Origin of the sequence: Anaerotardibacter muris, from assembly GCF_943192915.1 — a bacterium.
Lineage (GTDB): Bacteria > Actinomycetota > Coriobacteriia > Coriobacteriales > Eggerthellaceae > Anaerotardibacter > Anaerotardibacter muris.
Genome location: NZ_CALPCD010000003.1, coordinates 1 through 26437 on the forward strand (window position 1 = coordinate 1; position 26437 = coordinate 26437).

Sequence of the window (26437 nt, forward strand, 5' to 3'; positions counted from 1 at the left end):
GCCCTTTTTGTCCACTCGGAGTTTGTGGACAAAAAGGGCTACGCCCCCAATCTGTCTCAACGAGCTCAAGCCTCAAAGCACCTGCGCTTGGCTCTCGATGCCGCCGGGCGGGGATTTCGCGGAATGATAGTTGGACAGCCCCTTAACCTGTGGTATATTGCTATGGCTTCTTTATAAACAGCGGTTCATAGCGAACTGGCACTAATGAACCGATACGAATGAACGTAAATGGAGTTGATCAAGAATGTCCAAAGTATGCGAGATCTGCGGTAAGGCACCAAGCGCTGGTCGTAACGTCAGCCACTCTCACCGCGTCACCAACCGCACCTTCCGTCCTAACATCCAAAAGGTCACCATCAAGCTCAATGGCAAGGTCAAGCGTGCTAACGTTTGCGCAAAGTGCTTGAAGGCAGGTAACGTCGAGCGCGCATAATAGATAATCTTGTCTAGTTTACGAAGACCATCCCAAGGGATGGTCTTTTTTGTGTAAGATAGTCAAGGTAAACCTGGTGTTCAGTGCTGGCTTTGCGGCCAGCTTTTGGAAAGGAAAGCCATGAATACGGAAATCCCCGGAGATCTGATCGTTTCAGAAGATGTTCTGGCAGATATCGCTGGTCATGCAGCGCTTCAGTGCTACGGTGTCGTAGGCATGGCGGTTCCTTCGGCGAACACGGGCCTTGCTAAGTTGCTCCCGCGCTCTCCATTGCGCAAGGGGGTTGTTGTTTCCGCTGATGAAGACGGCGTCCTTATCAGCCTTTATGTTGTGCTCGAGCATGGAGTGAACATCAACGCTGTTTCAACTAACCTGGTGGACCAGGTCACCTTCGCACTCGAGGAATTCCTCCAAAGCCCGCTCAAGGGCATTGATGTGCATGTCCAAGGAATCAAGGTCAGGTAAGTTCGTCCCCGCGAATCAGTTCCCACAGGAGTCTGTTCCCATGAGTAATTATTCCGCCAACGATATCATGAACGCCCTCGCTTCAGCGGCGAAGACCTTGGACGCTCGCAAGGATGAGATCAACCGCTTGAACGTCTTTCCGGTGCCCGATGGCGATACGGGTACGAACATGTCGCTCACGCTTGCCATGGTCGTCGAGAACCTAGCTGCATTGCCCATCGGCTCTTCGCTCACCGAAGTTCGTCGCGCGGTCACCAATGGCGCGCTCATGGGTGCTCGTGGCAATTCTGGCGTCATCACCTCACAGATCCTGCGTGGCATCTGCGAAGGCTTCGAAGGCCATCGTGCCTTCGATATCGATGCATGCACCGATGCGCTCCAACGTGCGGTCGAAGTAGCGTTCAATGCCGTGCGCAAGCCAGTTGAAGGCACCATCCTCACGGTGTTACGCGATACCGCAGAGGCGGCCAAGATCCCTAAGAGGAATCGTCCTGAACTGGAAGAATATCTGCAGAATATCGTGAATGCAGCGTATGCTTCGGTCCAGCGCACCCCTGATTTGCTCCCAGTGCTCAAGGAGAACGGTGTGGTGGATGCAGGTGGCTATGGTCTTGCCATCTTCTTCGACGCGTTCGTGGCAGCGCTCACGGGTCGTGCCGAAGTGCTCAGCGACGAACTTTCATCTATGCGTGCGAGCGCTCCGAAGGTAGAGATCGAGCAGATCAACGACTGGGAAGGCTCTACTTACACCTACTGCAATGAATTCCTTGTTCATTCCGATGATCTTGATACCAACGAAGCACTGGATTTCCTGCAGACCATGGGCGACTGCGAACTATGCGTCGGTTCTGCGCCAGTCTTCAAGGTGCATGTACACTCCAACACTCCAAACGAAGTGCTCGCATACTTCCTTGACAAGGGCGCTATCTCCGAAGTGCATATCCACAACATGAAGCTGCAGAGCCAGGCCCGCACGGAATCGATCGAAAAAGAATTAGAGGCCGAAAAGAAGCCCATCGGGTTTGTAGCGGTTGCTGCAGGTGAAGGCAATGCTGCGATTCTTGAAAGCTTGGGCGTTGATGTGGTGGTCTCGGGCGGTCAGACCATGAATCCTTCCACGAAGGAACTGCTCGATGCGGTGAATAAGGTCAACGCTGACGCGGTCATCATCCTGCCGAACAACAAGAACATCATCCTGGCTTCTCAAAGCTGTGCGGATGTTTCCGAAAAGCCTTGCGCTGTGGTCCCTACCACCAGCGTACCAGAGGCTTTTTCGGCCATGTTCGTCTTCGATGAGAGCGCATCGCTCGAAGACAATGTCGAAGAGATGACCGAAGCTGCAAGCGAAGTAAAGACGGGCGAAGTGACGCACGCTATCAAGGATGCGAAGGATGCCCACGGTAATCCCATCAAGGATGGCGACACCATCGGTATTGCTGAAGGCGCTATCGAAGTGGTTGCGGATAACGTCGCAGATGCCACGCTCGGTGTGCTTGCTGCCTTGGAAGCTGAAGATGCCGACACGCTTACCATCTTAGCTGGCGAAGACTTGAACCAAGACGACTTTGACGCGCTGATCGAGCGTATCGAAGAAACATATGATGACCTTGAGATCGATCCTCATCGCGGCGAGCAACCGCTCTATCCCGTGGTACTCTCGCTCGAATAAGAAGGAAGCCCGGTGAGCGAATCATCCTCACATTCTCGAAAGGCGGATCAGGCGCACCAGTCTGACCGCCTTTCTGCTACCTTGCGCTTCGATGCTCCCGTGAGCATAGTGCCGCAGGTCAGCCCTCAGCGCGCTGCCGCCTTGAAGGCCCGCGGCATCGATCGCGTACGCGATCTGCTCAACCGTTTCCCCAATCGCTACCTCGATATGTCCCAGATCGTTACCATCGCTAGTGCGCCCATTGGATTCGCCTGCACGGTGGTGGGGCGCATCCATGAATGCAAGACTAAGAAAGCACGTCAGCGTCTGTCGATCCTTGAAGTGACCGTGGTCGATGGCACCAGCACGCTCATCGTTACGTGCTTCAACCAGCCCTGGCTCGCTCAAAAGCTGAAGGCGGGGGATACGGTCAGCGTGTCGGGTAAGATCGAGTTCAACTACGGTTTCAAACGCATGACCAATCCGTTCATCGCGGTGCTCGAACAGACGGATGAAGCGCACGGCTTCGTCCAGGCTTATCATGGCACTATCAATCAGATCTCTCCTGCGCTGGTCAAACGTATGATCACCAACGCGCTCAAGGCAGTGAGCGGCATGTATGATCCGCTGCCTTTGAGCTTGCGCAAGAAATATCGCCTTTGTTCGCGCTTCCAGGCGTATCGTGGCATCCATCTGCCTCGGTCGATGGAAGACGTGGCCATGGCGCGTCGCCGCCTGCTCTATGAAGAGCTCTTGTTCCTCGAGCTTCAGTTGGTCGAAGAAGAGCGCAAGCGCGCTGAACAGGATCAGCCTTTCGAGCAGCCCTGCAGCCAAGCGCTCAAGGACTCCATAGCGCAGGTCATCCCTTTTGAGCTCACCGATGAGCAAAGAGCTGCGGTAGGGGACATCCTGGGCGACATGGCAGCCCCGCGTTCGATGGATCGCATGCTCCTTGGTGATGTGGGTACCGGCAAGACCATCGTGTCGCTCTTTGCTTTGGCTACCGCAGTTAAGAACGGCCACCAGGCGGTCATGGTCGGTCCGACCGAGATCTTGGTTCGCCAATACGGGCGCGCGCTCGGGCCGCTGCTCGATGCTCTTGGTATCTCATGGGCGGTGCTCGCGGGTACCACGCCTGATCACGAACAAGCTGCTATCCAGGATGGGCTCGCTTCTGGACAGCTATCGGTCTGTTTCGGTACCCATGCGCTCTTCGAACCTGCCATCCAGTTCGCTTCGTGCTCCTTCGTCTGCTTTGACGAGCAACAGCGATTCGGCGTTGATCAGCGTGAACGGCTGCTTAGCAAGGCGCCTGGAGCTGATGTGCTCTCTATGACCGCAACTCCCATTCCGCGCTCGTTGGCGTTGGCGCTCTACGGCACTACTGCCCTTAGCTACCTCCATGTTGCTCCGCATCGCAAAGCAACACGCACTACCAAGGTGCTCCCCTTTACGGAGGAGGCGATCGCTTATGACGCGGTCCGCTCGGCGCTTGCGCGAGGCGAGCAGGCGTATGTGGTCTGTCCGCTCATTGGCATTCCCACCCAGAACCTCGAATCTGAAGACAAGAAGGATGAAGAGCAGATCGAATATGCTTTTGTGGAATTCAGCCTGGAATCTGATTCGTTCGCGGCAGAAGAGACAATCACGACGAATAAACCCTCGATGGTCTCAGCTGCTGAACAGCACGCCCAGATCCTGCAGAACCAGGTCTTTCCTGATGCGAAGGTCGCACTGCTCCATGGTCGTCTTCCAGCCGAAGAGAAGACCGCCATCATGGAGGCATTCGTCGCTGGTCAGATAGATATCTTGGTCTCTACTACTATCGTCGAGGTCGGTGTGGATGTGCCCAATGCAACGGTGATGATCATCGAAGATGCCGACCGTTTCGGCCTTGCGCAGCTCCATCAGTTGCGTGGTCGTGTCGGACGCGGTGAAAAGCCCGGGGAGGTGTTCTTGATCACGCGCTCTAAGGCGCCTGCAGCGCTCGAGCGATTACGCGCTATGGAAACCACCGAAGATGGCTTCCAGCTTTCTGAAATGGACCTTGCTCAGCGCAAAGAGGGCGACGTATTCGGTGCGCGTCAGCACGGGCGCTCTCCGCTTCGCCTGGTGAACGTGATCCGCGACAGCGCAGTGATCGAAGCAGCTTACAACGATGCGCGCGACATCGTCCTGAATGGATCGCTCACGCAGACCGAACGAGCGATCCTTGATCGAGAGTTGCTCATGGTAGAGCAAGACTGATCAAGCCTATGGCAAGGAGGGCCAGGGCCGTAGCAAGGAGGGCCAAGGCCGTGGCAAGGCGGGTCAAGTCGGATCAAGTCAAGCCGAGCCGAGCAAAGTCAAGCCGCATTAAGCTAAGTCAAGCTAAGCTAATGCTAACGAAGGCCCAATGATGCATCCTGGAAGAAGAGGGAAGGAGAGCCGAAGCAATGCGTGTTGTAGCTGGTCGATACAAAGGCCATAATCTAAAGACCCTGAAAGGCGAAGCCACGCGCCCCACCACTATGCGCGTGAAAGAATCGCTGTTCAGTAGCCTCACCAGCATGCTCGGTTCTTTTGAGGGGCTGAACGTGTTGGATGCGTTTGCAGGCTCAGGCGCGCTCGGGATCGAAGCGCTCTCGCGTGGCGCAGACCATGTGGTCTTCTTCGAGAAGTCGCGGCAAGCTGCTCAGGTGGTGAGCGAGAATCTGAAGAAGGTGAATGCTCCTCAGGATTCATATGTGATCGAGTTGGGTGACGCCTTGAGGTCGGCTGGGCGCTTTCATGCTATGAGCTTCGATCTGGTATTCCTCGATCCGCCCTATGCTATCGAACCAGCTTGCGTGCTCGAATATGTGGAGTCCCTTGCATCTGCATCAGCGCTGAACGCTGATGCGCTCATCTGTTACGAACTCGCCAAAAAGAACAAACCTGCGTGTCTGGAACAAGCCCATAGGTTAAAATGGGCTGCGGTGTCCGTCAAAGACTTCGGCGACACCTCATATGTCCTCTTAAGGAAAGGTGATTGAATGAAGCGTGCAGTAGTGCCCGGAACATTTGATCCTATCACCAACGGTCATGTTGATGTTATCGCTCGTGCCGCTCAGGTCTTCGACGAAGTCGTTGTTGCGGTTGCGGCATCCCAGAAGAAGGGTCCTATCTTCGAGCAGGAAACGCGTGTAGCTCTCGCGACGGAAGCGCTCAAGGACTATCCGAACGTGCGCGTGGAAGGCTTCAACTGTCTGCTCGTCGATTTCGTGCGTCAACAAGAAGCCCACATCGTGGTCAAGGGTTTGCGCGCTATCACTGACTTCGAATATGAATTCCAGCTCACCGCGCTCAATTACGAACTTTCCAAAGACCTTGAAACCTTCTTCATCATGTCGCCTCCGAAATATATGTATCTCTCAAGCTCTATCGTGCGTGAGATGGCATCTATGGGCGGAGATGTGAAGCGCTTCGTTCCTGAATGTGTCGAAGCAGCCTTGAAGGAATACTTCAGCCACATGTATTAGGCTCGGGCAGACTCGAGCAGACCCGAGCCGTTAACTTGGGTGTTGACGTGAGCGCAAAGCTTACAAGGGCTGCTGCTCATCCGCCTCTGCGCGGGAGCTTTTGCCGAGTCATTAGCTCGGACGAGCGGGATATTGCCGCATTTTTTATTGTGTAAGTTAACCTTATGCACTAATATAAGAACGATTATTTCGTGTGCCCGCGCACGTTTGGAAGGATATTTATGGACGAAATCGGAGTAATGAACCTTATCGAAGAGCTTTCCGTGCTCATCGAAGATTCCAAACCAGTCTTTGGCAAGAACACCATGCGTCAAGTCGACGTTCAGGCTGCGTTCGAGATCCTCGATGAGATCCGTGACACTTTTCCAAGTGAATTTGCTCAGGCTCGTCAGATCATCCGCGAGCGTCAGGCGCTGCTCGATGAAGCTGAAGCTCAGGCCTCTCGCCTTATCGAAGATGCCCGCAGCCAGGCTATCACCATCGCAAGCGAGCAAGAGATCGTTCGTATCTCCCAGCAGCAGGCAGACACCATCATGGCTGAAGCCCGTGAACTCGAGCGCGAGACTCGCGCTGGCGCTGAAGACTTCGCTGACGAGGTCTTCTCTCATGTCGAGCAAAGCCTCGACACCGCACTCAACAGCGTTCGCCGTTGTCGCGATCGCTTGAATGCGAACTCCCTGAACGCAGGACGATAAATGGAACATCAATACCTTTCGCTGCCGGAGTCTCTCTTCGAGACCTCGGCAGTTGGTGATTTTAGGGGCGAGATTCCTCTTCCAGACATCACGATGACCCCTGATGTCTATCACTTCGCAAGACCCGTCCGTTACGATCTTTTCATCACGAACACGGGTGGCGCGCTTCTCGTAACAGGCACGGTCTCTGCTGCAGCGGAAACTTCCTGCGCACGCTGCCTTGACCCTGTTACGCTCGACATGGATGCCGAAGTGGAAGCTTATTACCTCATCCCGGGCAAGGATGAGCCCATCACCGAAGATGAAGAGATCGAATACGATCAGCTCGTTGAAGGCAAGAAGATCGATCTGACCGAACTCTGTCAAGCAAGCCTTGCTTTGGCTTTTCCCTATATCACGCTTTGCAGCGACGATTGCAAGGGTCTGTGTCCGCAATGCGGCAAGAATCTTAACCACGAAACCTGTGACTGTGCGGTCGAAGAGGCCGATGACTCTACCAACCCCTTTGCTGTTCTAAAGGATCTCAAATTCGATTAGCCTGATGATCTTCTGAGCAAGCGGTGAAGCTAGAGGAGGGTAAGGGTCTCGGATTCATCCGTTCCGCTGTTCGCCTTCGGCTCATGCGCTGCACTGCCTCATGCATTCGTACACGAAAGCAACCTCAAGGGTTGCTTTCTGTATCTGAAGTTAGTGTTCAGAATGAATCTACGACCCTCACCCTCTTCTAGCTTCGCTTCTGCACCCCTTTCAACCGCTAAAGCCGCTCGTAAGCCGCGTGCGAATATGTGATTGAATTTACAAACGAGGTTTGTTAGAGTATTTTTTCGCGTCAAACGTAAGTTTCAGGTTTCACCTGTTTTTTTGTAGAAGGAGATTTCGATGGCAGTACCTAAGCGTAAGACTGGCCGTGCTCGCACCCATGCACGCCGTAGCGAAAATGATAAGATCGCAGCACCTTCTCGCTCGCTGTGCCCTCAGTGCGGCGAAGTGAAGCTGCCTCATCGCGTATGCCCTAACTGTGGTCACTATCGCGATCGCGAAGTTATCCAAACTGCGTAAACAACGCATTTCTGGCTTTATGGATCCCTCGGTCTTTGACCGAGGGATTTTTTTGTCTACGGACCTGTTCTCGCTCCGTTCAGGTTTTCTTTTAGAATGGTGATAAGACCAAGTAACGAGGTGAGATCGTGAGTGAAATGATAACCATTGCCGTAGATGCTATCGGTGGAGACTTCGGCGCGCCTGTGGTGCTCGAAGGCGTAGCCCAGGCACTAGCTGAAGACCCGAACCTTCAGGTGATCGTTTGCGGCCCTGAAGATTCTGTGGTGCCCTTCGCCAAGGATCACGACCGTTGTATCGCGCAGGTGTGCACTGAAGAGATCGCAATGGATGAACATCCAGCCCAGGCCGTTCGCAAGAAGAAGGATTCTAGCATCGTGGTGGGTTGTCGCCTCGTGAAGGAAGGCACTGCCCAAGGCTTTTTCTCGGCTGGCTCCACTGGCGCCTGCCTTACTGCTGCTACATTGGTCATGGGCCGCATCAAGGGCGTCATGCGCCCTGCTATCGCAACCATCATCCCGTCTCCTGCTAAACCAGTGGTCATGTGCGATGTGGGCGCCAACGCTGATTGCAAGCCGGCCTATCTGGTGCAGTTTGCTCAAATGGCATCGGTCTATGCTGAACAGGTCATCGGTATCGATGATCCTTCGGTAGCGCTGCTCAATATCGGCAGCGAAGACACCAAGGGCTCGCAATTCTCGCAGGAAAGCTTCGCACTGCTCAAAGAATCCGTGCCGAACTTCATCGGTAACAAGGAAGGGTGCGACATCCTTCCTGCTGGGGCAGATGTGTTCGTTACCGACGGCTTCACGGGAAATGTTTGCCTGAAGACCATCGAAGGCACTTCGAGGACGCTGCTCGCTGAACTCAAGAAGATCATGATGAAGGATCTGAAGACCAAGCTTGCTGCACTTTGCCTCAAGAGTGGTCTGGCCAACCTGAAGGAATCGATCGACCCCGACACGTACGGTGGTGCACCGCTGCTCGGTGTGGATGGCGCATGTCTCATCGGCCATGGCTCTTCAAGCTCGACCGCTATCAAGAACGGTATCGCCATGACCGCAAAGACGGTTCGTTTGGATGTTTCAGGAATAATTGCCCGCACTGTTAAAAAAGACGAGCAGCTCGGGTAAACTTAATCTGTTTGTCCACATGAGCATGAATAAGGAATGCGCTTGAGCAATGTTGAGGAACATAGGGAGCTCTTGACTCGTGTCGAGCAGTCGCTCGGCTATGAATTCAAGGACCCCACGCTCTTGCTGGCAGCGCTCACGCATCCTTCAGCAGCTGAAGGTCGCTCGCTCTCAGATTCGTATGAGCGCCTTGAATTTTTAGGCGATAGCATCCTTGGAGCTATCGTGGCTGACCGTGCTTTTCATGCGTTCCAAAACGTTGACGAAGGTGGTCTCACGCGTATCAAGGTGGCGCTCGTTTCGGGTGCATCCCTGTCCAAGACCGCTGACGAACTTGGTTTCGCTGATTTCATCATCTTCGGTTCTTCTGAGACCGGTACGGGCAAACGAGGGCTCCACTCAGCGCTTGAGAACGTCTATGAATCCATCGTTGCGGCACTCTATCTTGATGGTGGTTGGCAGGCAGCATGCGATTTCGTCGATCGCACGCTCGTTGTGAAGATGAATATCGACATGGCACGCGAACCGGAGAACCCCAAGAGCGTGCTGCAGGAAAAACTGCAAGAAGACGGCATCACGCCAACGTATCGCTTGGTCGAGACCCAGGGCCCGCCCCATAATCGCACCTTCATCACGCAGGTGTTCGTAGGGGTGAATTCGCTTGCAAAGGGCGTGGGTCGAACCAAGAAGGAATCAGAGAGCAATGCCGCCGAATCGGCTCTGAAAGCGCTCACGTCGTTCTTCGATGCGAAGGATTCGAAGGACAAGAAGCGTCAGGCCGATGCTAAGGCAGCAGTGAAGGCTGCCAAAGCGGAAGAGAAGGCTCGTCGTAGGGCTGAAAACGCGCGAAAGAAAAAGCAATAAGGGGCTTTGAGTGTATCTTAAGTCGTTGAATTTGAAAGGATTCAAGTCCTTTGCTGACCGTACGGTCATGCGCTTCGAACCAGGACTTGCTGCTATCGTCGGTCCGAACGGGTCGGGCAAATCGAATATCTCTGACGCGGTCTTGTGGGTGCTGGGCGAGCGCAATGCGAAGAGCTTGCGCGGTCAGTCCATGGAAGATGTCATCTTCTCGGGCTCTTCGGCGCGAAAGCCCGTGGGCGTGGCAGAAGTTGAGCTGGTGTTGGACAATTCCGATGGCACGCTCCCTGTTGATTTCTCTGAAGTTTCCATTGGCCGCCGCATGTATCGCAACGGTGAGAGCGAATACCTCATCAATGGCGCGTTGGTGCGCCGTATGGACGTGCTCGATATCCTGCATGATAGCGGTCTGGGTTCTGGCACGAATTCTATCATCTCTCAGGGTAACCTCGATTCAATCCTGTCTTCACGCCCCGAAGATCGTCGTGAATTGATCGAGGAAGCTGCAGGCATTCTGAAGCACAAGGAACGTCGCAAGAAGAGCGAGCGCAAGCTTGCCCAGATGGATGCTCATCTGGCACGCGTGAACGACATCACTGCTGAAGTCGAGCGTCAACTGAAGCCGCTCGAACGCAAGGCGAAGAAGGCGATCACGTACAAGCAGCTCAACGAAGAATATCAGAAATACCGTCTGGACCTTGCTGTCGATGACTTGCGCACGCTCCAGGGTAGATGGAACAACATCCTCGAACGCGAGACCGAAAGTCAGAAACAGGCGAATGCGGCACTGGCTACGCTCACCGAAGCTGAGAAGCAGCATGATGAACTGCAGAACCAGTTGCGTGTTCGCGGCGAGAGCGAATCAGCACTTGGTCAGGACTATCAACGTGCTCGCAAGGTCTCTGAGGACATCAACTCCCAGTGCTTGGTGTTGCGCGAACGACGTAAGGCCTATGAGCAGGAGCTTGACCGCGGCGTGCGCTCCTTCGAGAATGAGAAGATCCAAGCTGGTCGTGCCCGCCAAGGACTGGTCGAGCTCACCGAACAGTTCGAAGAAGTAGAGAAGAACTACAAGGCTGCTGTTTCGCGTCTTCAGAACGTGGAAGAGAATTACAACCGCCAGGTTAGCGAACGCAACGACATGAGCAAGCAGCTCGATACGGTCTTGGCCGAGCAGCGCTCGCTCACGTATCGTACTGAGACCATCCAGGGTACGCTCGATTCCTTGAAGGAAGAGCTTCACGATGCTCAGGTGAATTCTCAGGTGGCCGATGCGCAGGTGGCCGACTCGCAGAGTCGCCTGACCGCGCTCGAGCAGAAGTGCACGAACTTGCAGCTGCAAGTCGATAATCTTGATGGTGCGCTGCTTGAAGCTGAGCAGGCAGAGCAAGAAGCTCGCGAGGCACTGAACACGGCGCTGCGCAACCGAGAGACCACGCGTGAGGAAATGGATGAGGTTCGTGAAACGCTCACGCAGGTGAGCGCTCAGCGTAAGGCCCTTGAAGAACTAGAGCGTGCGAACGAGGCGTCGAATCCTGTGCTCTCTTGGCTCATGGATGACGAACGTGACCTTGGTTCGTGGCGTGCGCTCACTCACGAGATCACCGTTCCGGGAGATCTGGATATGGTGGTTGAAGAGCTGCTCGGGTCGAACATGCATGGCTTGTTCGTTGAGGACATGGAGAGCGTGAAGCACTTCTTCGCACAGCTGGATGCCAGTGGCGAAACAGGTGATGTGGTCCTGTTGCCCGAAAAGGCCATGATCAACATCCCCACCGATGAAGCCTTCGATAGGGAAGAGCACGCCCATCGCTTGCTCGACCAGATCGAATTCTCGCCCACTTATCGCCAGGGTTTCGAAACCCTGCTCGGACGTGTGTATCTATACGACTCCAGCAACGAACTGTTCGAAGTATGGAATCGCGCCCCAAAGGGTATCACGTTGGTCAGTCGTGATGGCTGTATCGTGGATACGAACGGTCGTGCGCGCTTCTTCCGCAAGTCCGAAGAAGATCGCGCCAACAGTGCGCTCATGCGTCGCCGCAATCTTACCGACCTTCGCAAGCAGGAATCCAAGCTCACCGATCAGCTTGCCTCTATTCGCGAATCCTATGATGCGCTGGAGAATTCCCTGAAAGAACTCCAGGTCACTTCATTGCAGTCTTCTGAAAAGACCGCGACCGTCCGTGGTCAGCGCGAGTCCACTTCGAAGGACCTTGAGAGTGAACGCTCAACGCTTGCGATGCTGCGCGAGAGCCACGAGAAGCTCATCGCAGAACAGCAGCGATATCATACCTACCTCGATCAGGCTCAACCCGATTCGGATAAGCTCAAGGAAGAGCTCGCTGAAGTGCAAGTTCAGCTCCAGGATAACAAGAAGCAGGTCGATGAGATGCGCAAGCGTCTTGGTCCTGTGCAGAATCAAGTCATCACGCTTGGTGAAGAGCTCTCCGATGCGCGTTTGGAGAAAGCAAGGCTTCAGGAAGCGTATGCTTATAACGAACGCATGGTCGCATCGCGTAAGCAAGAGATTCACAACCTAGAGGTGCGTTCGCGCACTTCAGAGGCGCGTTTCAATACGCTCAAAGGGGCATCGGCGCGTGTCGAACCACTGGTGAAGACCTTGGAGCTACTCCATGAATCCATCCAGCATCGTGTCACCGATCTTGAGCTGAAGACGCGCAAGACCCAGGAATCGTCCCAAGAGCTGCATCAGCAGATCTCGGCAGCAACTCAGCGTGTGCGCGAGCTGCGCCAAGCGGTCGATGGGTACAATGCGGCTTCGAGCGAGATCCGCGTGGAGAAGAGCCGCTTGGAGATCATGGTCGATGCTGCTATCCAAGCCATCATCGAAGAATGCGATACGCCGCTCGAAACAGCCTTGGCGCTTCCCAAGATCGAAGATCGCGCAACCTGCGAGCAAGAGGCCGAACGTCTAGCCCGTCGCATCAAGAACTTGGGTACGGTGAACCCTGATGCTGCGATCGAGTTCGAACAGGTCAACGAGCGCTATAATTATCTGCTCTCGCAGCTGCAAGATATGCGCACCGCCCGCGGCGCACTCAGCCGCATCGTCTCGTTGATCGATGAACGCATGAAGGACGACTTCGTGAAGACCTTCGAACAGGTGAACGCCAATTTCTCAGAGATCTTCGCTACCTTATTCCCGGGTGGTCAGGCGCATCTCTCGCTCGTCGATCCTGATGATCTTGAGAACACGGGCGTGGATGTGAACGCGCAGCCAGTAGGCAAGACGGTCAAGAAGATGTCGCTGCTCTCAGGTGGCGAGAAATCGATGACGGCAATGGCGCTGCTCTTCGCGGTCTATCGCATCCGTCAGACTCCGTTCTATATCCTCGACGAGATCGAGGCTGCGCTCGACGACTCGAATCTGCGCCGCCTTATGAATTATCTTGCTACCGTGCGCAACGACGCACAATTCATCATGATCACGCATCAACGCCGTACCATGGAATCAGCCGACATCCTCTATGGTGTGTCCATGCAGGCTGACGGCGTTACGAAGGTCTTGAGCCAGCGCATCGATCAAGCGCGCTCCAAGGAGGACGAATAATGGGTTTCTTTTCCAAGATCTCAGATGGCCTCAATCGCTCCCGCGACAAGTTCAAGGAGTCGATGAATGTCCTGCTCGACCGCGGGCCGGATGTTGACGAGGAATTTTGGGATGAGCTCGAAGAGACGCTCATCCTGAGCGACTTCGGAGCACCCGCGGCCGATGCCATCGTTGAAGAGCTGCGCGATGAAGCTACGCGCAAGGCGCTTCCTGATGCGTATGCGGTGCTCGATCTTTTGGCAGAGAAGATCGCAGACCAGTTCATCGAGGTGGATGGTTCGATCTTCGATGATGAAGCAGTGGTGTTGTTCGTGGGCGTTAATGGCTCTGGCAAGACCACCACGGTGGGCAAGCTCGCTGCTGAAGCTCACAGCAAGGGGCGAAAGGTGCTCTTGGGCAGTGCTGATACGTTTCGTGCGGCTGCTATCGAACAGCTGGAAGTGTGGGCGGATCGCGCCGATGTCGAGATCGTGAGCCGCGAGCGCGGTGCCGATCCAGCCAGCGTCTGCTATGAGACGCTCGAGCGTGCTGAAAAGAATGGCTCCGATCTGGTCCTGATCGATACAGCGGGCCGTCTGCATACTTCTGATGATCTTATGCGCGAGCTGAAGAAGGTCGTTGATGTAGTGCGCAAGCGCTCGGAATTGCCAGTCTATACGCTGCTCGTCATCGATGCCACCACAGGCCAGAACGGCCTACAGCAGGCACGCGAATTCAACAAGGCACTCGACTTGGACGGCATCATCGTTACCAAGCTCGATGGCACTGCTAAAGGTGGCATCTCGGTCGCTATCGCCCATGAATTGGAACTGCCGCTCTATAAGATCGGAGTAGGAGAGAGCGTGGATGACCTGCAAGATTTCGATGCCCTCGATTTCGCAAACGCACTGATCGGAGAATTACGCGATGCTGGATAGTCTTTCAGATAAACTACAATCCATCTTCTCGGGCCTGCGCTCGAAAGGTCGCCTTACCGAAGAAGATATCAATTCCGCTATGCGTGAGATCCGCATGGCTCTGCTCGAAGCGGACGTCAACTTCAAAGTGGTCAAGCAATTCATCAAGACCACCAAGGAACGCTGTCTTGATGCAGAGATCCTCGATTCGCTCACACCTGGCCAAAATGTTGTCAAGGTGGTGCTCGAAGAACTGACCGTGCTGCTGGGCGGGGAAGACTCCGAGCTCAAGCTCTCTTCGCGCATCCCTAACGTCATCATGCTGGTTGGCTTGCAGGGCTCTGGTAAGACCACTGCTGCTGCGAAGCTCGCTTACTTGCTGAAGAAGCAGAATCACAATCCGCTCCTTGTTGCCTGCGACGTGTATCGTCCCGCTGCGGCTGATCAGCTCCAAACGCTTGGTGAAGAGATCGGCGTGCGTGTTTATCGCGGCGAAGGCAAGGATCCTGTGAAGATCGCGAAAGAAGGCGTTCGCGATGCGGTCGATTCTTTGCGCGATGTGGTCATCATCGACACGGCGGGTCGTTTGCATGTCGACGAAGAGATGATGGATGAAGCCAAGAACATTCGCGATGCGGTGAACCCCGATGAGATCTTGATGGTCGTCGATGCGATGACCGGTCAGGATGTGGTGAATGTGGCATCGGCCTTTGCTGAACAGGTCGATTTCGATGGTGTCATCATGTCCAAGATGGACGGCGATGCTCGTGGTGGTGGTGCGCTTTCCATCAAGCAGGTCACTGGCAAGCCCATCAAGTTCATCTCCATGGGCGAAAAACCTGACTCGCTCGAAGAATTCCATCCCGACCGCATGGCTAAGCGCATCCTTGGCATGGGTGACGTGGTCAGCCTTATCGAGGCGGCTTCCCAGATCCACGCCGAAGAGCTCGAGGCTGAAGAGACCGAGCGCATGCTGCGCGCAGACTTGAACTTGAACGACTTCCTTACCATCAACAAGCAGGTGCGCAAGATCGGCGGTGTGCAGAAGCTGGTGGCGGCGCTCCCTGGTGGCGACAAGGCCCTGAAAGAGGGCACCGTGAATGAGAATGCGCTTGACGATATGGAAGTGATCATCAATTCCATGACCAAAGAAGAGCGCGAGCGCCCGCAGGTGCTCAACGGTTCACGCCGCGCACGTGTCGCGGCTGGTGCTGGTGTTTCGGTCACGCAGGTCAATCAGATGATGAAGCGCTACAACGATACGCGCAAGATGATGAAGCAGGTCATGGCCCAACAAGAGCTCGATGCGGTCTCGCGCAAGGGCAAGAAGGGCAAGAAGAAGCGCAAGCGTCGCGGCGGCATCCCTGGTATGGGCGGGCTCGGCATGGGAGACCTCAAGCGCCTTCAAGAGATGATCGACCAATAACGGGGACGGGTTCAAATCTGTCCCGGACACTTTGGGGACAGGTTCAGGCGTCCGAACAGACGATCGCGCAAAAGCAAGCAACCCCAGTGGTTTCTCTTTGCCAGCCGTTCGGGTTTTTCGCTGCTTGCAAAAGCGCACGCTTCACCCTATTATTGGTAATTGCTGTTTTCTCAGGCAACTGAGTTGAGTATAAAATGTAAAAAGGAGTTCACCTTCATGGCAGTAAAAATTCGTCTCGCACGTCATGGCGCACACAAGGCACCTTACTACCGTATCGTCGTTGCAGATTCTCGCGCACGTCGCGATGGTCGTTATATCGAGCAGGTTGGCACCTACAACCCACTCACCGATCCTAAGCAGGTCACCATGGATCTTGAGAAGATCGATCAGTGGATCGCTCAGGGTGCAAAGCCCACTGAGACTGTCGAGCGTCTTATCAAAGATCAGCGTCAGAACGGCTAAACATGTCTGATTCCAATACCAACATCGCTGGTCTTGTTGAAGAATTGGTCACACCACTGGTCGAGTTTCCTGATGAAGTGGTAACCACCACTACGGAGACCGAAGACGGCTCTACCCTCATCGAGGTCCAGGTCAATCCTGAAGACGTGGGTCGTGTCATCGGTCGCCAGGGTCGCGTGATCAAATCCATCCGCACGCTGTGTCGCGCTGCGGGTTCCCGCCATGGAATGAACATCGAAGTCGAGCTCATCGACTAATGAGCGCTTGGGCTAATGTAGCCACCATCGGCAAAGCCAAGAACCTCAAAGGAGGACTTCTCGCCTACGCACGCGAGGGTCTTCCTTTTTTATTGGAAGAAGGCTTGGAGGTGGTCTTCGTCCCGCCTGTGCTGAAGGTGCCTCGCATGGGTCGCGTTGTTTCGGCAGTGCCACAAGGAGGGGGCGCTTACCTGGTCCACTTCGACACCATCGATTCGATCGATCTTGCTGAAAAGCTTCAGGATCATAGCTGCTTGGTACGTCGTGCTGACGTAGACGAAGAAGCACTCGAAGGTGCTGCTGACCTGGTAGGATTCGCAGTGCAGCAGATCAGGGGAGAGGTGGTCGGCAAAGTGATCGCCTTGGAGGAGAATCCTGCACATGCCTTGTTAGTGGTCGAACTTGATACAGCGGAAAGCGAACCAGACGATGAACGATCGCACCGAACCTCGCATCAGCCTATGAGCCAACCCGCGAACGATCCCGCAGGCAAACCTTCAAGCGAATCTGGATCAGATTCCAGAGTAGCCCGCATCCCACTGGTCGATGCCTTCATCATCGATATCGACCCAGATGAGAACCTTATCACGGTCGACCTTCCTGAAGGCTTGCTCGACCTTTAGCCCCACCTGCAGGAGCACGCATCCTTGTTATCCCCATCCGCGACCTGAAAGTGAACGCCATGCTCATCGAAACGCTCTCAGTCTTCCCTCAGTGTTACGACTCGGTCATGAACGAATCGATCATGAAGCGCGCCCAAGAAAAGGGCATCCTTGAGTTTCGTGCTCATGACCTGCGTGATTGGACACACGACAAGCATCGCACTACCGACGATGAACCATACGGCGGCGGTCAGGGCCTGGTCATGAAATGCGAACCCATCTTCGAAGCGACCGACGAACTGTTCGCCGCTGCCCCTGAAAAGCCCTACACTATCTTTCTTTCACCAACAGGGGAGCGTTTCAGTGAAGCGCTCACGCTCGAATTGGCTCAGAAGGATCACCTCTTCTTCATCTGTGGCCACTACGAAGGTATCGATGAGCGCGCTTATACCCTTGCAGATAAGACCATCTCGCTGGGTGATTATGTCCTGACCAGTGGTGAACTGGCATCCATGGTGGTCATCGATGCGGTGGTGCGCCGGCTCGATGGCGTGCTCGGCGATGAGGGCAGCTCGGTGGACGAGAGCTTCTATGATGGGCTGCTCGAATACCCCCAGTACACCCGCCCTGCATCGTATCGTGGCATGGACGTGCCCGAAGTGCTCCTTTCGGGTCATCATAAGAACATCGAAGCATGGCGTCACGAACAGAGCCTTCTGCGCACCCGCGCTTTGCGCCCTGATCTACTCGAAGCTGCCGACCTTTCGGAGGCTGATCGCTTGTTTTTGAGCAGTCGATCGTAACCATCTGCGTACACTTCGCATTTGCCTGTTTCGCCCGCGCCAAACTTTGTTTAATATAGAAGCATCATCGCTTGCGCACCGTATTCGGTTGTCTGGACCGCTCGTGTTGCGCGACCCGCTAACACATGAACCAAGGAAGGAAGACCGTGGATTCTGGCCTCCATGCAGACGAGCACAAGCCCAGCGTATTCAGGCGTTTCATAAGTTTTTTGGTGATGCTGGCCATCGTCGTCGCGGGCGCTTGGGTCCTCCGTACGTTCGTGGTCGAACCCTTCCAGATTCCTTCCGCTTCCATGGAAGAGACCATCATGACCGGCGATATGGTCTTCGCCGAAAAGGTCTCGTACCAATTCTCAGAGCCCGTCCAGGGCGACATCGTGGTATTCTCCGATCCCTTGGTCCCTTCACGAACCTTGATCAAGCGCATCATCGCGCTTGAGGGCCAGACCATCGACCTGCGTGATGGCAAGGTCTACGTCGATGGGGTCGAGCTTGATGAACCCTACACGGATGGCTTGCCTACCTATCCGCTCAGCACCGTTGCGAACGTGAATATCGAATATCCCTACAAGGTTCCACAAGGTACCGTATGGGTGATGGGCGACAACCGCACCAATTCATCGGATTCGCGCTACTTCGGCCCTATCGAAGAGAGCTCGGTCTTCGGCAAGGCTTTCGCCATCTACTGGCCGCTTGACAGCATCGCGCTGCTCTAGCCCAGCTAACTACTAAGAAGTGGACGGGCTGGGGTAGAGCCCTTGTCCATGCATGAGATAAGGAGACGCATGACCACGAACGTCAGCACGAATGCGCGCCCCGATGCGCTCAGTTTCCAAGAGATGATCTTAAGGCTCCAACAGTATTGGGCCGATCAGGGCTGCGTCATCCTGCAGCCTTACGATAACGAAGTGGGTGCAGGCACCTTCCATACTGCAACCACCTTGCGCAGTCTTGGTCCCGACACCTGGCGTGCAGCGTATGTGCAACCGTGCCGTCGTCCCACAGACGGGCGCTATGGCGAAAACCCGAACCGCATGCAGCATTACTACCAATTCCAGGTCATCCTGAAGCCTTCACCCGATAATGTGCAGGATCTGTATCTGAACTCACTGCGCACCATCGGTATCGACGTGGAAAAGCACGATATCCGTTTCGTCGAAGACGACTGGGAAAGCCCGACGCTTGGTGCATGGGGCCTTGGTTGGGAAGTTTGGCTCAACGGCATGGAAGTTACGCAGTTCACCTATTTCCAGCAGGTCGGCGGCTTCGAATGCGACCCCGTTCCTGCTGAGATCACCTATGGCCTAGAGCGTTTGGCTATGTATATCCAAGGCGTTGACTCGGTCTACGACCTGGTGTGGGCTCGAAGTGCTGACGGAACGGTCTTCACGTATGGAGATGTTTTCCTAGAGAACGAGCGTGAATTCTCTGCCTACAACTTCGAAGTAGCGGATACCGATCTGCTCTTTGGTGAATTCGATCGCTACGAAGCAGAGTGCATCCGCACCTTGGAGGCTGGCTTGCCGCTTCCTGCATACGATTATGTCTTGAAATGTTCGCATGCTTTCAACTTGCTCGATGCACGCGGCGTCATCAGTGCGACCGAGCGCATGGGCTACATCCTGCGCGTTCGCACCATTGCGAAAGCATGTTGCGCATCCTATTTGGAACACGTGGTCGGCATCACGCCCGACGCAGGGGAAGGTGAATAGACCATGACGCAAACACGTACGCTCGCTTTTGAGATCGGTGTTGAAGAGATCCCTGCGTTCGACCTGGTCGATGCTGTCAAGCAGCTTGAGAAGAAGGTTCCGGGTATTTTGGATGAGGCCCGCATCCCTCATGGTGAAGTGCAGGTGTTCGACTCGCCGCGTCGCTTGATCGTGCTGGTGTCCAAGGTGGCCGATAAGACCGAAGCAGAGACCGAAGTTTTCAAGGGTCCTGCGGTCAAGATCGCCTTCGATGAGAGCGGCGCACCTACGAAGGCCGCTGAAGGCTTCGCTCGCGGCAAGGGCCTTACCGTGGACGATCTCTATCGCGAAGAGCAGGACGGCACGGAATACGTGTTTGCCAAACGCGAAGTGCCCGAGGTTCAGGTGGCGACGCTGCTTCCTGGCGTGCTCGAATCCATCATCAAATGCATCGCATGGCCGAAATCACAGCGCTGGGGTTCGCGCCATGAATACTTCTCTCGTCCTGTTCGTTGGCTCGTCGCCCTCTTCGGTGATGAAGTGATCGACTTCGAATTCGCAGGCTTGCAGGCAGGCGCTCAGTCCCATGGACATCGCTTCCTGGCACCTGGCCCATTCGAGGTTGCAAACGCTGATGCGCTGCTCGATGTAGTGCGCGCGGCGAAGGTCGTGCCGTTGCATGCAGAACGTGAAGCGATCATCCGTGATCAAGTAGCTGCTATCGAGGTCAAAACAGGCTTGAAGGCAGAATTGCCCCCGAAGACGTTGGTCGAGGTCATCAACTTGGCTGAATTCCCGACTGCGATGGTGGGCACCTTCGACGAGGAATTCCTTGCCGTACCTGAAGAGATCATCGTTGATGCCATGCTCATGCATCAGCGCTATTTCCCCCTCTATGACACCAGTGGGAAGCTCACCAACAAGTTCATCGTCGTTTCCAATGGCGATCCTGCCTATACCGAAACCATCGTGGACGGCAATGAGCGCGTGGTGCGCGCTCGCCTCTACGATGCGAAGTTCTTCTACGATGAGGACTTGAAGCAGCCCCTCGAGGCATATGTACCCGCGCTTGCTGATGTGGTCTTCCAGGAAAAGCTGGGCACGGTGCTCGACAAGACCCAACGCATCGAGAATATCGTCGATCACTTGGCTGCGGTTGCTGAACTGTCTGCCGAAGATGCGCGTGACGCGAAGCGTGCAGCGTATCTAGCGAAAGCGGACCTGGTCACGGGTGCAGTAGTGGAATTCACTTCCGTTCAGGGTATCATGGGCTCTTACTATGCTGAAGCGGCGGGGGAGACCCCTCAGGTAGCGCAGGCTATCGCTCAGCACTATCAGCCGAAGTTCGCAGGCGATGCGCTGCCTGAAACAGTGGTTGGTCAGTTGGTCGCTTTTGCTGACAAGCTCGATACTATCTGCGGTCTGTTCGCTATCGGTCAAGGCCCTAGCGGCTCGTCCGACCCCTTCGCTATTCGCCGCAGCGCTATCGGCATCGTCAACATGCTCAACGCTGGCCTGCCCGTTTCGCTCTCTGACGCGATCTCGGTGGCGCTCGATAACTTCACGAACATCGAATTTGACAAAGCCGCAGTCCAACAAGAGATCGAGGAATTCTTCATCACGCGTGCGCGCGTCATGGCTCAAGATGCTGGTCATTCCCAAGACGTGATCGAAGCGGTACTTGCAGGCGGCGTGAAAGAACCTGCAGAGTTCGCTAAGCGTGTCGCCGTGCTCGAACAGTTCCGTTCCACGAATACCGAAGCGCTCCAAGATCTTTCTACCGCATTCGCCCGTGCGTATAACCTGCGCGATGAAGCAGTGGGAACCGATCTGAATGAAGCGATCCTCGAAGCGGTCGAGACCGAACTGCGTGATGCGATCGTGGCGGCTGATGCGGCGGTCAATGAAGCCTTGGCTCAGGAAAGCTACGAAGAAGCGCTTCATGGTCTTGCAGCTCTGCGCGAACCGATCGATGGTTTCTTCGAAGCGGTCATGGTCATGGACGAAGACCCCACCAAGCGCGCGAATCGTCTTGCGCTGCTCAACCGCTTCGTTGATGTCTTCGCTTCAGTAGCGGACTTCTCACACTTGGCAAAATAAGAAGGTTCCGCCTAGAGTGGACAAAATGGGGGCGGGTACCTTTTTGTCCATTCGACCAGAGGAAGATCGAAGGTCCCTCAAGGCTCTTTGTCCTCCCGTTAGAACGTGGACAAAAAGGTACCCGCCCCCATTTTGTCCACACCTAGAGAAGGGAACGCCTCATGCAGAAGTGGATCGTTCAGGGCAGCCGCCCCACGAAGCTCCCTACCATCCATGTGGTCTCCGACTCCACGGGTATCACGGGCAAAGCCATCGCCCGTGCTGCCAGTGCAAGCTTCGGCGAGGTGAACCCCTACATCGAAACGCTCCCCAGCATGAAAACACCCCAGGAGCTCACCGAAGAGCTCACGCGTCATCTAGCGCATCATCGTCAGACTCAGGTCCCTGGAACGTTCATCATCTTCTATACCCTTGTTGATGAAGAGCTGCGAAACGCCATGCATCGCTTCGTTGAAGAGGCGGGCGAAGATCCTGAAAACCCTGAGGTGATCGCAGTCGATGCGCTTGCGCAAGCCCATCAGGCGCTCTCAAAGGCAACTAACCGCAAGCCCGTGCCGCATCCCGGTGCGCTCTATTCGGTCAACGACCAGTACTTCAAGCGTGTTGCTGCTATCGATTTCACCATCAATCACGATGACGGGCGCAACCCCCAAGACCTCACCAAGGCCGATATCGTGCTGGTGGGTGTTTCTCGTTCTGGCAAGACACCGCTTTCGATCTATCTTTCGCAGCTCGGTTATAAGGTTGCCAACGTCCCGCTCGATGGCGTGACCGAACCACCCAAAGAGCTTTTCGACGTGGACCCTTCACGTCTGTTCGGCCTGATGATCTCTCCTGAGCTGCTCGCACAAGTTCGAAGCCGACGTATGTCGAAGGCCGCAGGCAAGGACGCCTACGTCGCTGCGTCCTATTCAGAGCTCGAATCGGTCTATTCTGAACTCGAGACCGCGCGTGACCTCATGCGCAAGCTTGGATGCATCATCATCCGCACCGACAATCGCGCAATTGAAGAAACCGCGCAGGAGATTTTGCGGTATTATGAGAACTATCATCCGCAGTTTTGATTGCGGGGGAGAGGGTTCAGTATTCGTTTAAGGAGATAATGGTGACTGACCAAGTAAAACGCGTCTACGCTTTTGGTAAAGATGCACAGGGTAACAACGTTACCGAGGGTAATACCAACATGAAGGCGATCCTCGGTGGCAAAGGTGCGAACCTTGCTGAAATGGCAAACATCGGCCTTCCGGTGCCTCCCGGCTTTACTATTTCTTGTCAGACCTGCATGGAATATGCCAACGCAGACAACACGTGGCCTGAAGGCGTGCTCGACACCATTCAGGAATACCGTGAAGACCTTGAAACGCGTATTGGCAAGAAGATCGGCGATGCAGAAGATCCGCTGCTCGTCTCCGTTCGCTCTGGTGCTCCCATGTCCATGCCAGGCATGATGGACACGGTCCTGAACCTTGGTCTGAACGATGAATCCATCAATGGTCTTATCAAGCAGACCGAAAACCCCCGTTTTGCATGGGACTCCTACCGCCGCTTCATCCAGATGTTCTCTAACGTGGTCATGGACCTTGACGGCGACCTGTTCGAGAACGCTATCAATGTTATGAAGCGCGACCGCGGCGTGGAATCCGACACCGACCTTACTGCAGAAGACCTGCAGGAGCTCGTAGCTGAATTCAAGCGCATCTTCACCGAGAATGTTGACGCGAACGAATATCCTTCCCTCGTAGTTGACGGCGTTGTTCAATTCCCACAGGATCCTGATGTTCAGCTTCAGCTGGCCATCGAAGCGGTCTTCGGCAGCTGGAACAACCCACGTGCAACGCTCTATCGTAAGCAGAACAAGATCTCTGACGATCTGGGCACCGCTGTTAACGTTCAGTCCATGATCTTCGGCAACAAGGGCGACACGTCTGCAACTGGCGTTGCCTTCACCCGTAACCCCGCTAATGGCGATAAGGAATTCTATGGCGACTACCTGGTCAACGCCCAGGGCGAAGACGTTGTTGCTGGTATCCGTAACACTTCACCTATCGCAGAGCTCAAGAACACTCCAGGTCTGGAAGAAGCAGGCAAGGAACTTGAAGGCGTCTTCACGCTGCTGGAGAACCACTTCCGTGATATGTGTGACATCGAATTCACCATCGAGCAGGGCAAGCTCTGGATGCTCCAGACGCGCGTTGGTAAGCGTACCGCTGCTGCTGCACTGCACATCGCTATCGAAATGGTGGAAGAAGGTCTTATCACCAAGGAAGAAGCGGTCATGCGTGTCGATCCTGAACAGCTCGACCAGCTGCTTCACCCTCAGTTCGATGCAGATGCTGAATACGATGTTGTGGCAACCGGCCTGAATGCTTCTCCTGGTGCTGCTGTGGGCGAAGCGGTCTTCTCTGCTGAAGCTGCAGTTGCTGCAGAGGCTGAAGGTCGCAAGACCGTTCTGGTCCGTTGGGAAACCACCCCAGACGACCTTGCTGGCATGATCGCTGCTGAAGGCATCCTCACCTCGCATGGCGGCAAGACCTCCCACGCTGCGGTCATCGCTCGTGGCATGGGCGCACCTTGCGTTTGTGGTGTCGATGCTCTGAAGATCGATGCTGAAGCTAAGCAGGCAACCATCGCTGGCACCGACATCGTCATCAAAGAAGGCGACATGATCTCCCTCGACGGTACCACTGGTATCGTGGTCCTGGGCGCGGTCGATCTGGTTCAGCCTGAGCTCGCAGGTGACCTGGACACCATCCTTGAATGGGCTGACGAAGTTCGCACCATGGGTGTTCGCGCTAATGCCGACAATCCCGAAGATGCTCAGCTCGCTCGCTCCTTCGGTGCTCAGGGCATTGGCCTGTGCCGTACCGAGCACATGTTCCTGGGTGATCGCAAGCAGATCATCCAAACCTTCATCCTGAATGAAAATGAGACCGTCCGCGAAAAGGCAGTGAACGATCTGTTCGCCGCTCAGACTGGCGACTTCCTGGGCATGTTCGAAGCAATGGACGGCCTGCCTGTTATCGTTCGCTTGCTCGACCCTCCGCTGCATGAGTTCCTGGAAAGCCCTCGCGCGCTCGATGTTGAGATCGCTCGTATGGAAGCAACCGGTGCAGATCCTGCCGCTATCGCTCAGAAGCGCCAGCTCATGGAGCAGATCGACTCTTTCGCTGAGCAGAACCCCATGCTCGGTATGCGCGGTGTTCGCCTGGCTATTATGTATCCGGTCCTGCCTCGCATGCAGGTTCGTGCCATCGCAACCGCTATGGCTCAGCTGAAGAAGAAGGGCCTGAACCCCAAGCCCGAGATCATGATCCCGTTGGTTTCCGTGAAGCCTGAGCTTGAGAAGCTTCGTGCTATCGCACAGGAAGTTATCGCGGAAGTTGCTGCTGAAGAGGGCGTAGAGCTGGAGATTCCTATCGGAACCATGATCGAGCTTCCTCGTGCTGCTGTTACGGCTGATGAGATCGCTCAGGCTGCTGATTTCTTCTCCTTCGGTACCAACGACCTTACGCAGACCACCTTTGGCTTCTCGCGTGACGACGTTGAATCTGAATTCGTCCCGCAGTACCTGGCTGAGCGCCTGCTGCCTTACAACCCGTTCGCAACCGTCGATCCTGGCGTTGCGAAGCTGGTGAAGATGGGTGTTGAACTTGGTCACGAAGGTAATCCCGACCTGGTTTGCGGCGTTTGCGGCGAGCACGGTGGCGATCCTGATTCCGTGAAGATCTTCTACGGTATCGGCCTGGACTACGTCAGCTGCTCTCCCTATCGCGTGCCTCTGGCTCGTCTCGCAGCTGCTCAGGCAGCCCTGGCTGACAAGTAAGTCGAGTGTCCAACATACAACCAAAAGAGGCACCCGAGGGTGCCTCTTTTTATCTTCGCAGATGTCTGAATGATCCCGGACACTTTGACCCCGGCCTCAAACTGTCTCGGACAGAATGGGGCTGGCCCCGAAGTATCCAAGACAGTTTTGCCCCCGGCCCGGAGTGAAGCGACTGGAACCTGTCGAGTATCTTTCTCTTTCATAACGCCTGTTTAGAGATGAATTTGTAGTAATAATATTCCCGAATAGGAATATGCTTGAATATAATATATAAAACCTCCCGATTGGGAATATCATGTGACGATGATGAAGCTGGACCACCTTGGGGCTGGTTCTAGGAGTGCCTTCGATTTGACAGAATGCGCTAGGCGCGTAAAATGGATGCTCCCTGTCAGGGAATTTTGGGACACTGAGGGTCAGACCCTTGCTGTCCCAGTGGGTACTTTGAAAACATGCAACTTGCATCATGGCCGTATGCTTGCGACATTGGTGCGACCAGGCATGCTGGCAACCCATTTGGGGGCGACTGGTTTCGACATGGTAGGTTGGATATGAAGAGCAGGTCGTGGTCTCCTCACCACGTTAAACAGGGGTACCGTCAAATTTAATTGGCAAAACTAACACTCAGAGCGCACCTGCGCTCGCCATGGCTGCTTAATTTAAGCCAGGCTGTCTAACCGAGGCTTGCTTTCGGCTTCGGGGCGATATTATCTTCAGGAAGCTGCTCCTTGGTACGTCGTTGGTATGACCAAGGCTAAGATCGAACCAGCTAGGGCAAGCTATTGTGTGTCAATGCACGCGGCTTACCCGAAACCGAATCATTGACTAAGCTTGTAGTGCTTCATTGATGGTCTAGTATGGACCGGAGTTCGATTCTCCGCGCCTCCACCAAGAACCAACGAAGGCGGATTCTCTTGTTCAGAGGGTCCGCCTTTTTGTTTTGTTGGGACACTTTGGGGACGGAGGCAAAAGTGTCCGCGGGACAGGGGCGAGAGCGTCCCAGTGTGAT

General features: G+C 54.9%; 23 protein-coding genes and 1 other RNA gene. All 24 read left to right on the plus strand.

All coding sequences use genetic code 11. From position 1 onward, the window contains the following. The first annotated feature begins 244 nt into the window (after positions 1 to 244). The 24 genes from rpmB (at position 245) to ssrA (ending at position 26319) form a co-directional block, all read left to right on the plus strand. The gene (rpmB, locus tag NFR25_RS03160) at positions 245 to 433 is read left to right on the plus strand and encodes a 50S ribosomal protein L28 (protein WP_251197807.1); all 189 of its coding nucleotides are present in this window, start codon (positions 245 to 247) and stop codon (positions 431 to 433) included. 120 nt (positions 434 to 553) lie between these two features. Further along, entirely contained in the window at positions 554 to 898 is a 345-nt protein-coding gene (locus NFR25_RS03165) for an Asp23/Gls24 family envelope stress response protein (RefSeq protein ID WP_251197808.1), read from the plus strand. 40 nt (positions 899 to 938) lie between these two features. Then, positions 939 to 2567 carry a DAK2 domain-containing protein gene (locus NFR25_RS03170; RefSeq protein WP_251197809.1) on the plus strand — a complete coding sequence of 543 codons (1629 nt, stop codon included), beginning with the start codon at positions 939 to 941 and terminating at the stop codon, positions 2565 to 2567. Between the two features lie 12 nt (positions 2568 to 2579). Continuing rightward, positions 2580 to 4793: an ATP-dependent DNA helicase RecG gene (locus tag NFR25_RS03175; protein WP_251197810.1), complete on the plus strand. Its 2214-nt coding sequence runs from the start codon at positions 2580 to 2582 to the stop codon at positions 4791 to 4793. 188 nt (positions 4794 to 4981) lie between these two features. Next, positions 4982 to 5560 (plus strand): 16S rRNA (guanine(966)-N(2))-methyltransferase RsmD, encoded by a 579-nt coding sequence (rsmD, locus tag NFR25_RS03180; RefSeq protein ID WP_251197811.1) that lies wholly within the window; start codon positions 4982 to 4984, stop codon positions 5558 to 5560. Further along, complete coding sequence (coaD, locus tag NFR25_RS03185; RefSeq protein WP_251197812.1) at positions 5561 to 6046, plus strand: pantetheine-phosphate adenylyltransferase; 486 nt, start codon at positions 5561 to 5563, stop codon at positions 6044 to 6046. A gap of 221 nt (positions 6047 to 6267) precedes the next feature. Beyond that, on the plus strand, positions 6268 to 6741 hold the full coding sequence (locus tag NFR25_RS03190; protein ID WP_251197813.1) for an ATP synthase subunit B family protein: 474 nt from the start codon (positions 6268 to 6270) through the stop codon (positions 6739 to 6741). Further along, positions 6742 to 7278 carry a YceD family protein gene (locus tag NFR25_RS03195; RefSeq protein WP_251197814.1) on the plus strand — a complete coding sequence of 179 codons (537 nt, stop codon included), beginning with the start codon at positions 6742 to 6744 and terminating at the stop codon, positions 7276 to 7278. It abuts the gene before it with no gap. 342 nt (positions 7279 to 7620) lie between these two features. Next, positions 7621 to 7800 (plus strand): 50S ribosomal protein L32, encoded by a 180-nt coding sequence (rpmF, locus tag NFR25_RS03200; protein ID WP_251197815.1) that lies wholly within the window; start codon positions 7621 to 7623, stop codon positions 7798 to 7800. A gap of 137 nt (positions 7801 to 7937) precedes the next feature. Further along, the gene (gene plsX / locus NFR25_RS03205; protein ID WP_420840605.1) at positions 7938 to 8933 is read left to right on the plus strand and encodes a phosphate acyltransferase PlsX; all 996 of its coding nucleotides are present in this window, start codon (positions 7938 to 7940) and stop codon (positions 8931 to 8933) included. A gap of 42 nt (positions 8934 to 8975) precedes the next feature. Continuing rightward, positions 8976 to 9797: a ribonuclease III gene (gene rnc, locus NFR25_RS03210; RefSeq protein ID WP_251197816.1), complete on the plus strand. Its 822-nt coding sequence runs from the start codon at positions 8976 to 8978 to the stop codon at positions 9795 to 9797. Between the two features lie 10 nt (positions 9798 to 9807). Further along, complete coding sequence (smc, locus tag NFR25_RS03215; RefSeq protein WP_251197817.1) at positions 9808 to 13368, plus strand: chromosome segregation protein SMC; 3561 nt, start codon at positions 9808 to 9810, stop codon at positions 13366 to 13368. Continuing rightward, positions 13368 to 14285 (plus strand): signal recognition particle-docking protein FtsY, encoded by a 918-nt coding sequence (gene ftsY, locus NFR25_RS03220; protein WP_251197818.1) that lies wholly within the window; start codon positions 13368 to 13370, stop codon positions 14283 to 14285. Before smc ends, ftsY begins: the two co-directional genes overlap by 1 nt. Beyond that, positions 14275 to 15690: a signal recognition particle protein gene (gene ffh / locus NFR25_RS03225; protein ID WP_251197819.1), complete on the plus strand. Its 1416-nt coding sequence runs from the start codon at positions 14275 to 14277 to the stop codon at positions 15688 to 15690. Before ftsY ends, ffh begins: the two co-directional genes overlap by 11 nt. A 216-nt stretch (positions 15691 to 15906) precedes the next feature. Beyond that, entirely contained in the window at positions 15907 to 16152 is a 246-nt protein-coding gene (gene rpsP, locus NFR25_RS03230) for a 30S ribosomal protein S16 (protein ID WP_251197820.1), read from the plus strand. A 2-nt stretch (positions 16153 to 16154) separates the two neighbouring features. Then, complete coding sequence (locus NFR25_RS03235) at positions 16155 to 16409, plus strand: KH domain-containing protein (RefSeq protein ID WP_251197821.1); 255 nt, start codon at positions 16155 to 16157, stop codon at positions 16407 to 16409. Beyond that, positions 16409 to 17032, plus strand: coding sequence for a ribosome maturation factor RimM (locus NFR25_RS03240; protein ID WP_251197822.1), 624 nt, complete (start codon positions 16409 to 16411; stop codon positions 17030 to 17032). The genes NFR25_RS03235 and NFR25_RS03240 overlap by 1 nt, the downstream gene beginning before the upstream one ends. A 59-nt stretch (positions 17033 to 17091) precedes the next feature. Further along, positions 17092 to 17814, plus strand: coding sequence for a tRNA (guanosine(37)-N1)-methyltransferase TrmD (gene trmD / locus NFR25_RS03245; protein WP_251197823.1), 723 nt, complete (start codon positions 17092 to 17094; stop codon positions 17812 to 17814). A 146-nt stretch (positions 17815 to 17960) separates the two neighbouring features. After that, positions 17961 to 18530, plus strand: coding sequence for a signal peptidase I (gene lepB / locus NFR25_RS03250; RefSeq protein WP_251197824.1), 570 nt, complete (start codon positions 17961 to 17963; stop codon positions 18528 to 18530). Positions 18531 to 18599: 69 nt separating this feature from the next. Beyond that, on the plus strand, positions 18600 to 19526 hold the full coding sequence (locus NFR25_RS03255) for a glycine--tRNA ligase subunit alpha (protein WP_251197825.1): 927 nt from the start codon (positions 18600 to 18602) through the stop codon (positions 19524 to 19526). A gap of 3 nt (positions 19527 to 19529) precedes the next feature. Then, complete coding sequence (glyS, locus tag NFR25_RS03260) at positions 19530 to 21605, plus strand: glycine--tRNA ligase subunit beta (protein WP_251197826.1); 2076 nt, start codon at positions 19530 to 19532, stop codon at positions 21603 to 21605. A 161-nt stretch (positions 21606 to 21766) separates the two neighbouring features. Then, on the plus strand, positions 21767 to 22669 hold the full coding sequence (locus NFR25_RS03265; RefSeq protein ID WP_251197827.1) for a pyruvate, water dikinase regulatory protein: 903 nt from the start codon (positions 21767 to 21769) through the stop codon (positions 22667 to 22669). Between the two features lie 41 nt (positions 22670 to 22710). Next, positions 22711 to 25428: a pyruvate, phosphate dikinase gene (gene ppdK / locus NFR25_RS03270; protein WP_251197828.1), complete on the plus strand. Its 2718-nt coding sequence runs from the start codon at positions 22711 to 22713 to the stop codon at positions 25426 to 25428. Between the two features lie 518 nt (positions 25429 to 25946). Further along, positions 25947 to 26319, plus strand: a transfer-messenger RNA (tmRNA) gene (gene ssrA / locus NFR25_RS03275). The last annotated feature ends 118 nt before the right edge of the window (positions 26320 to 26437 follow it).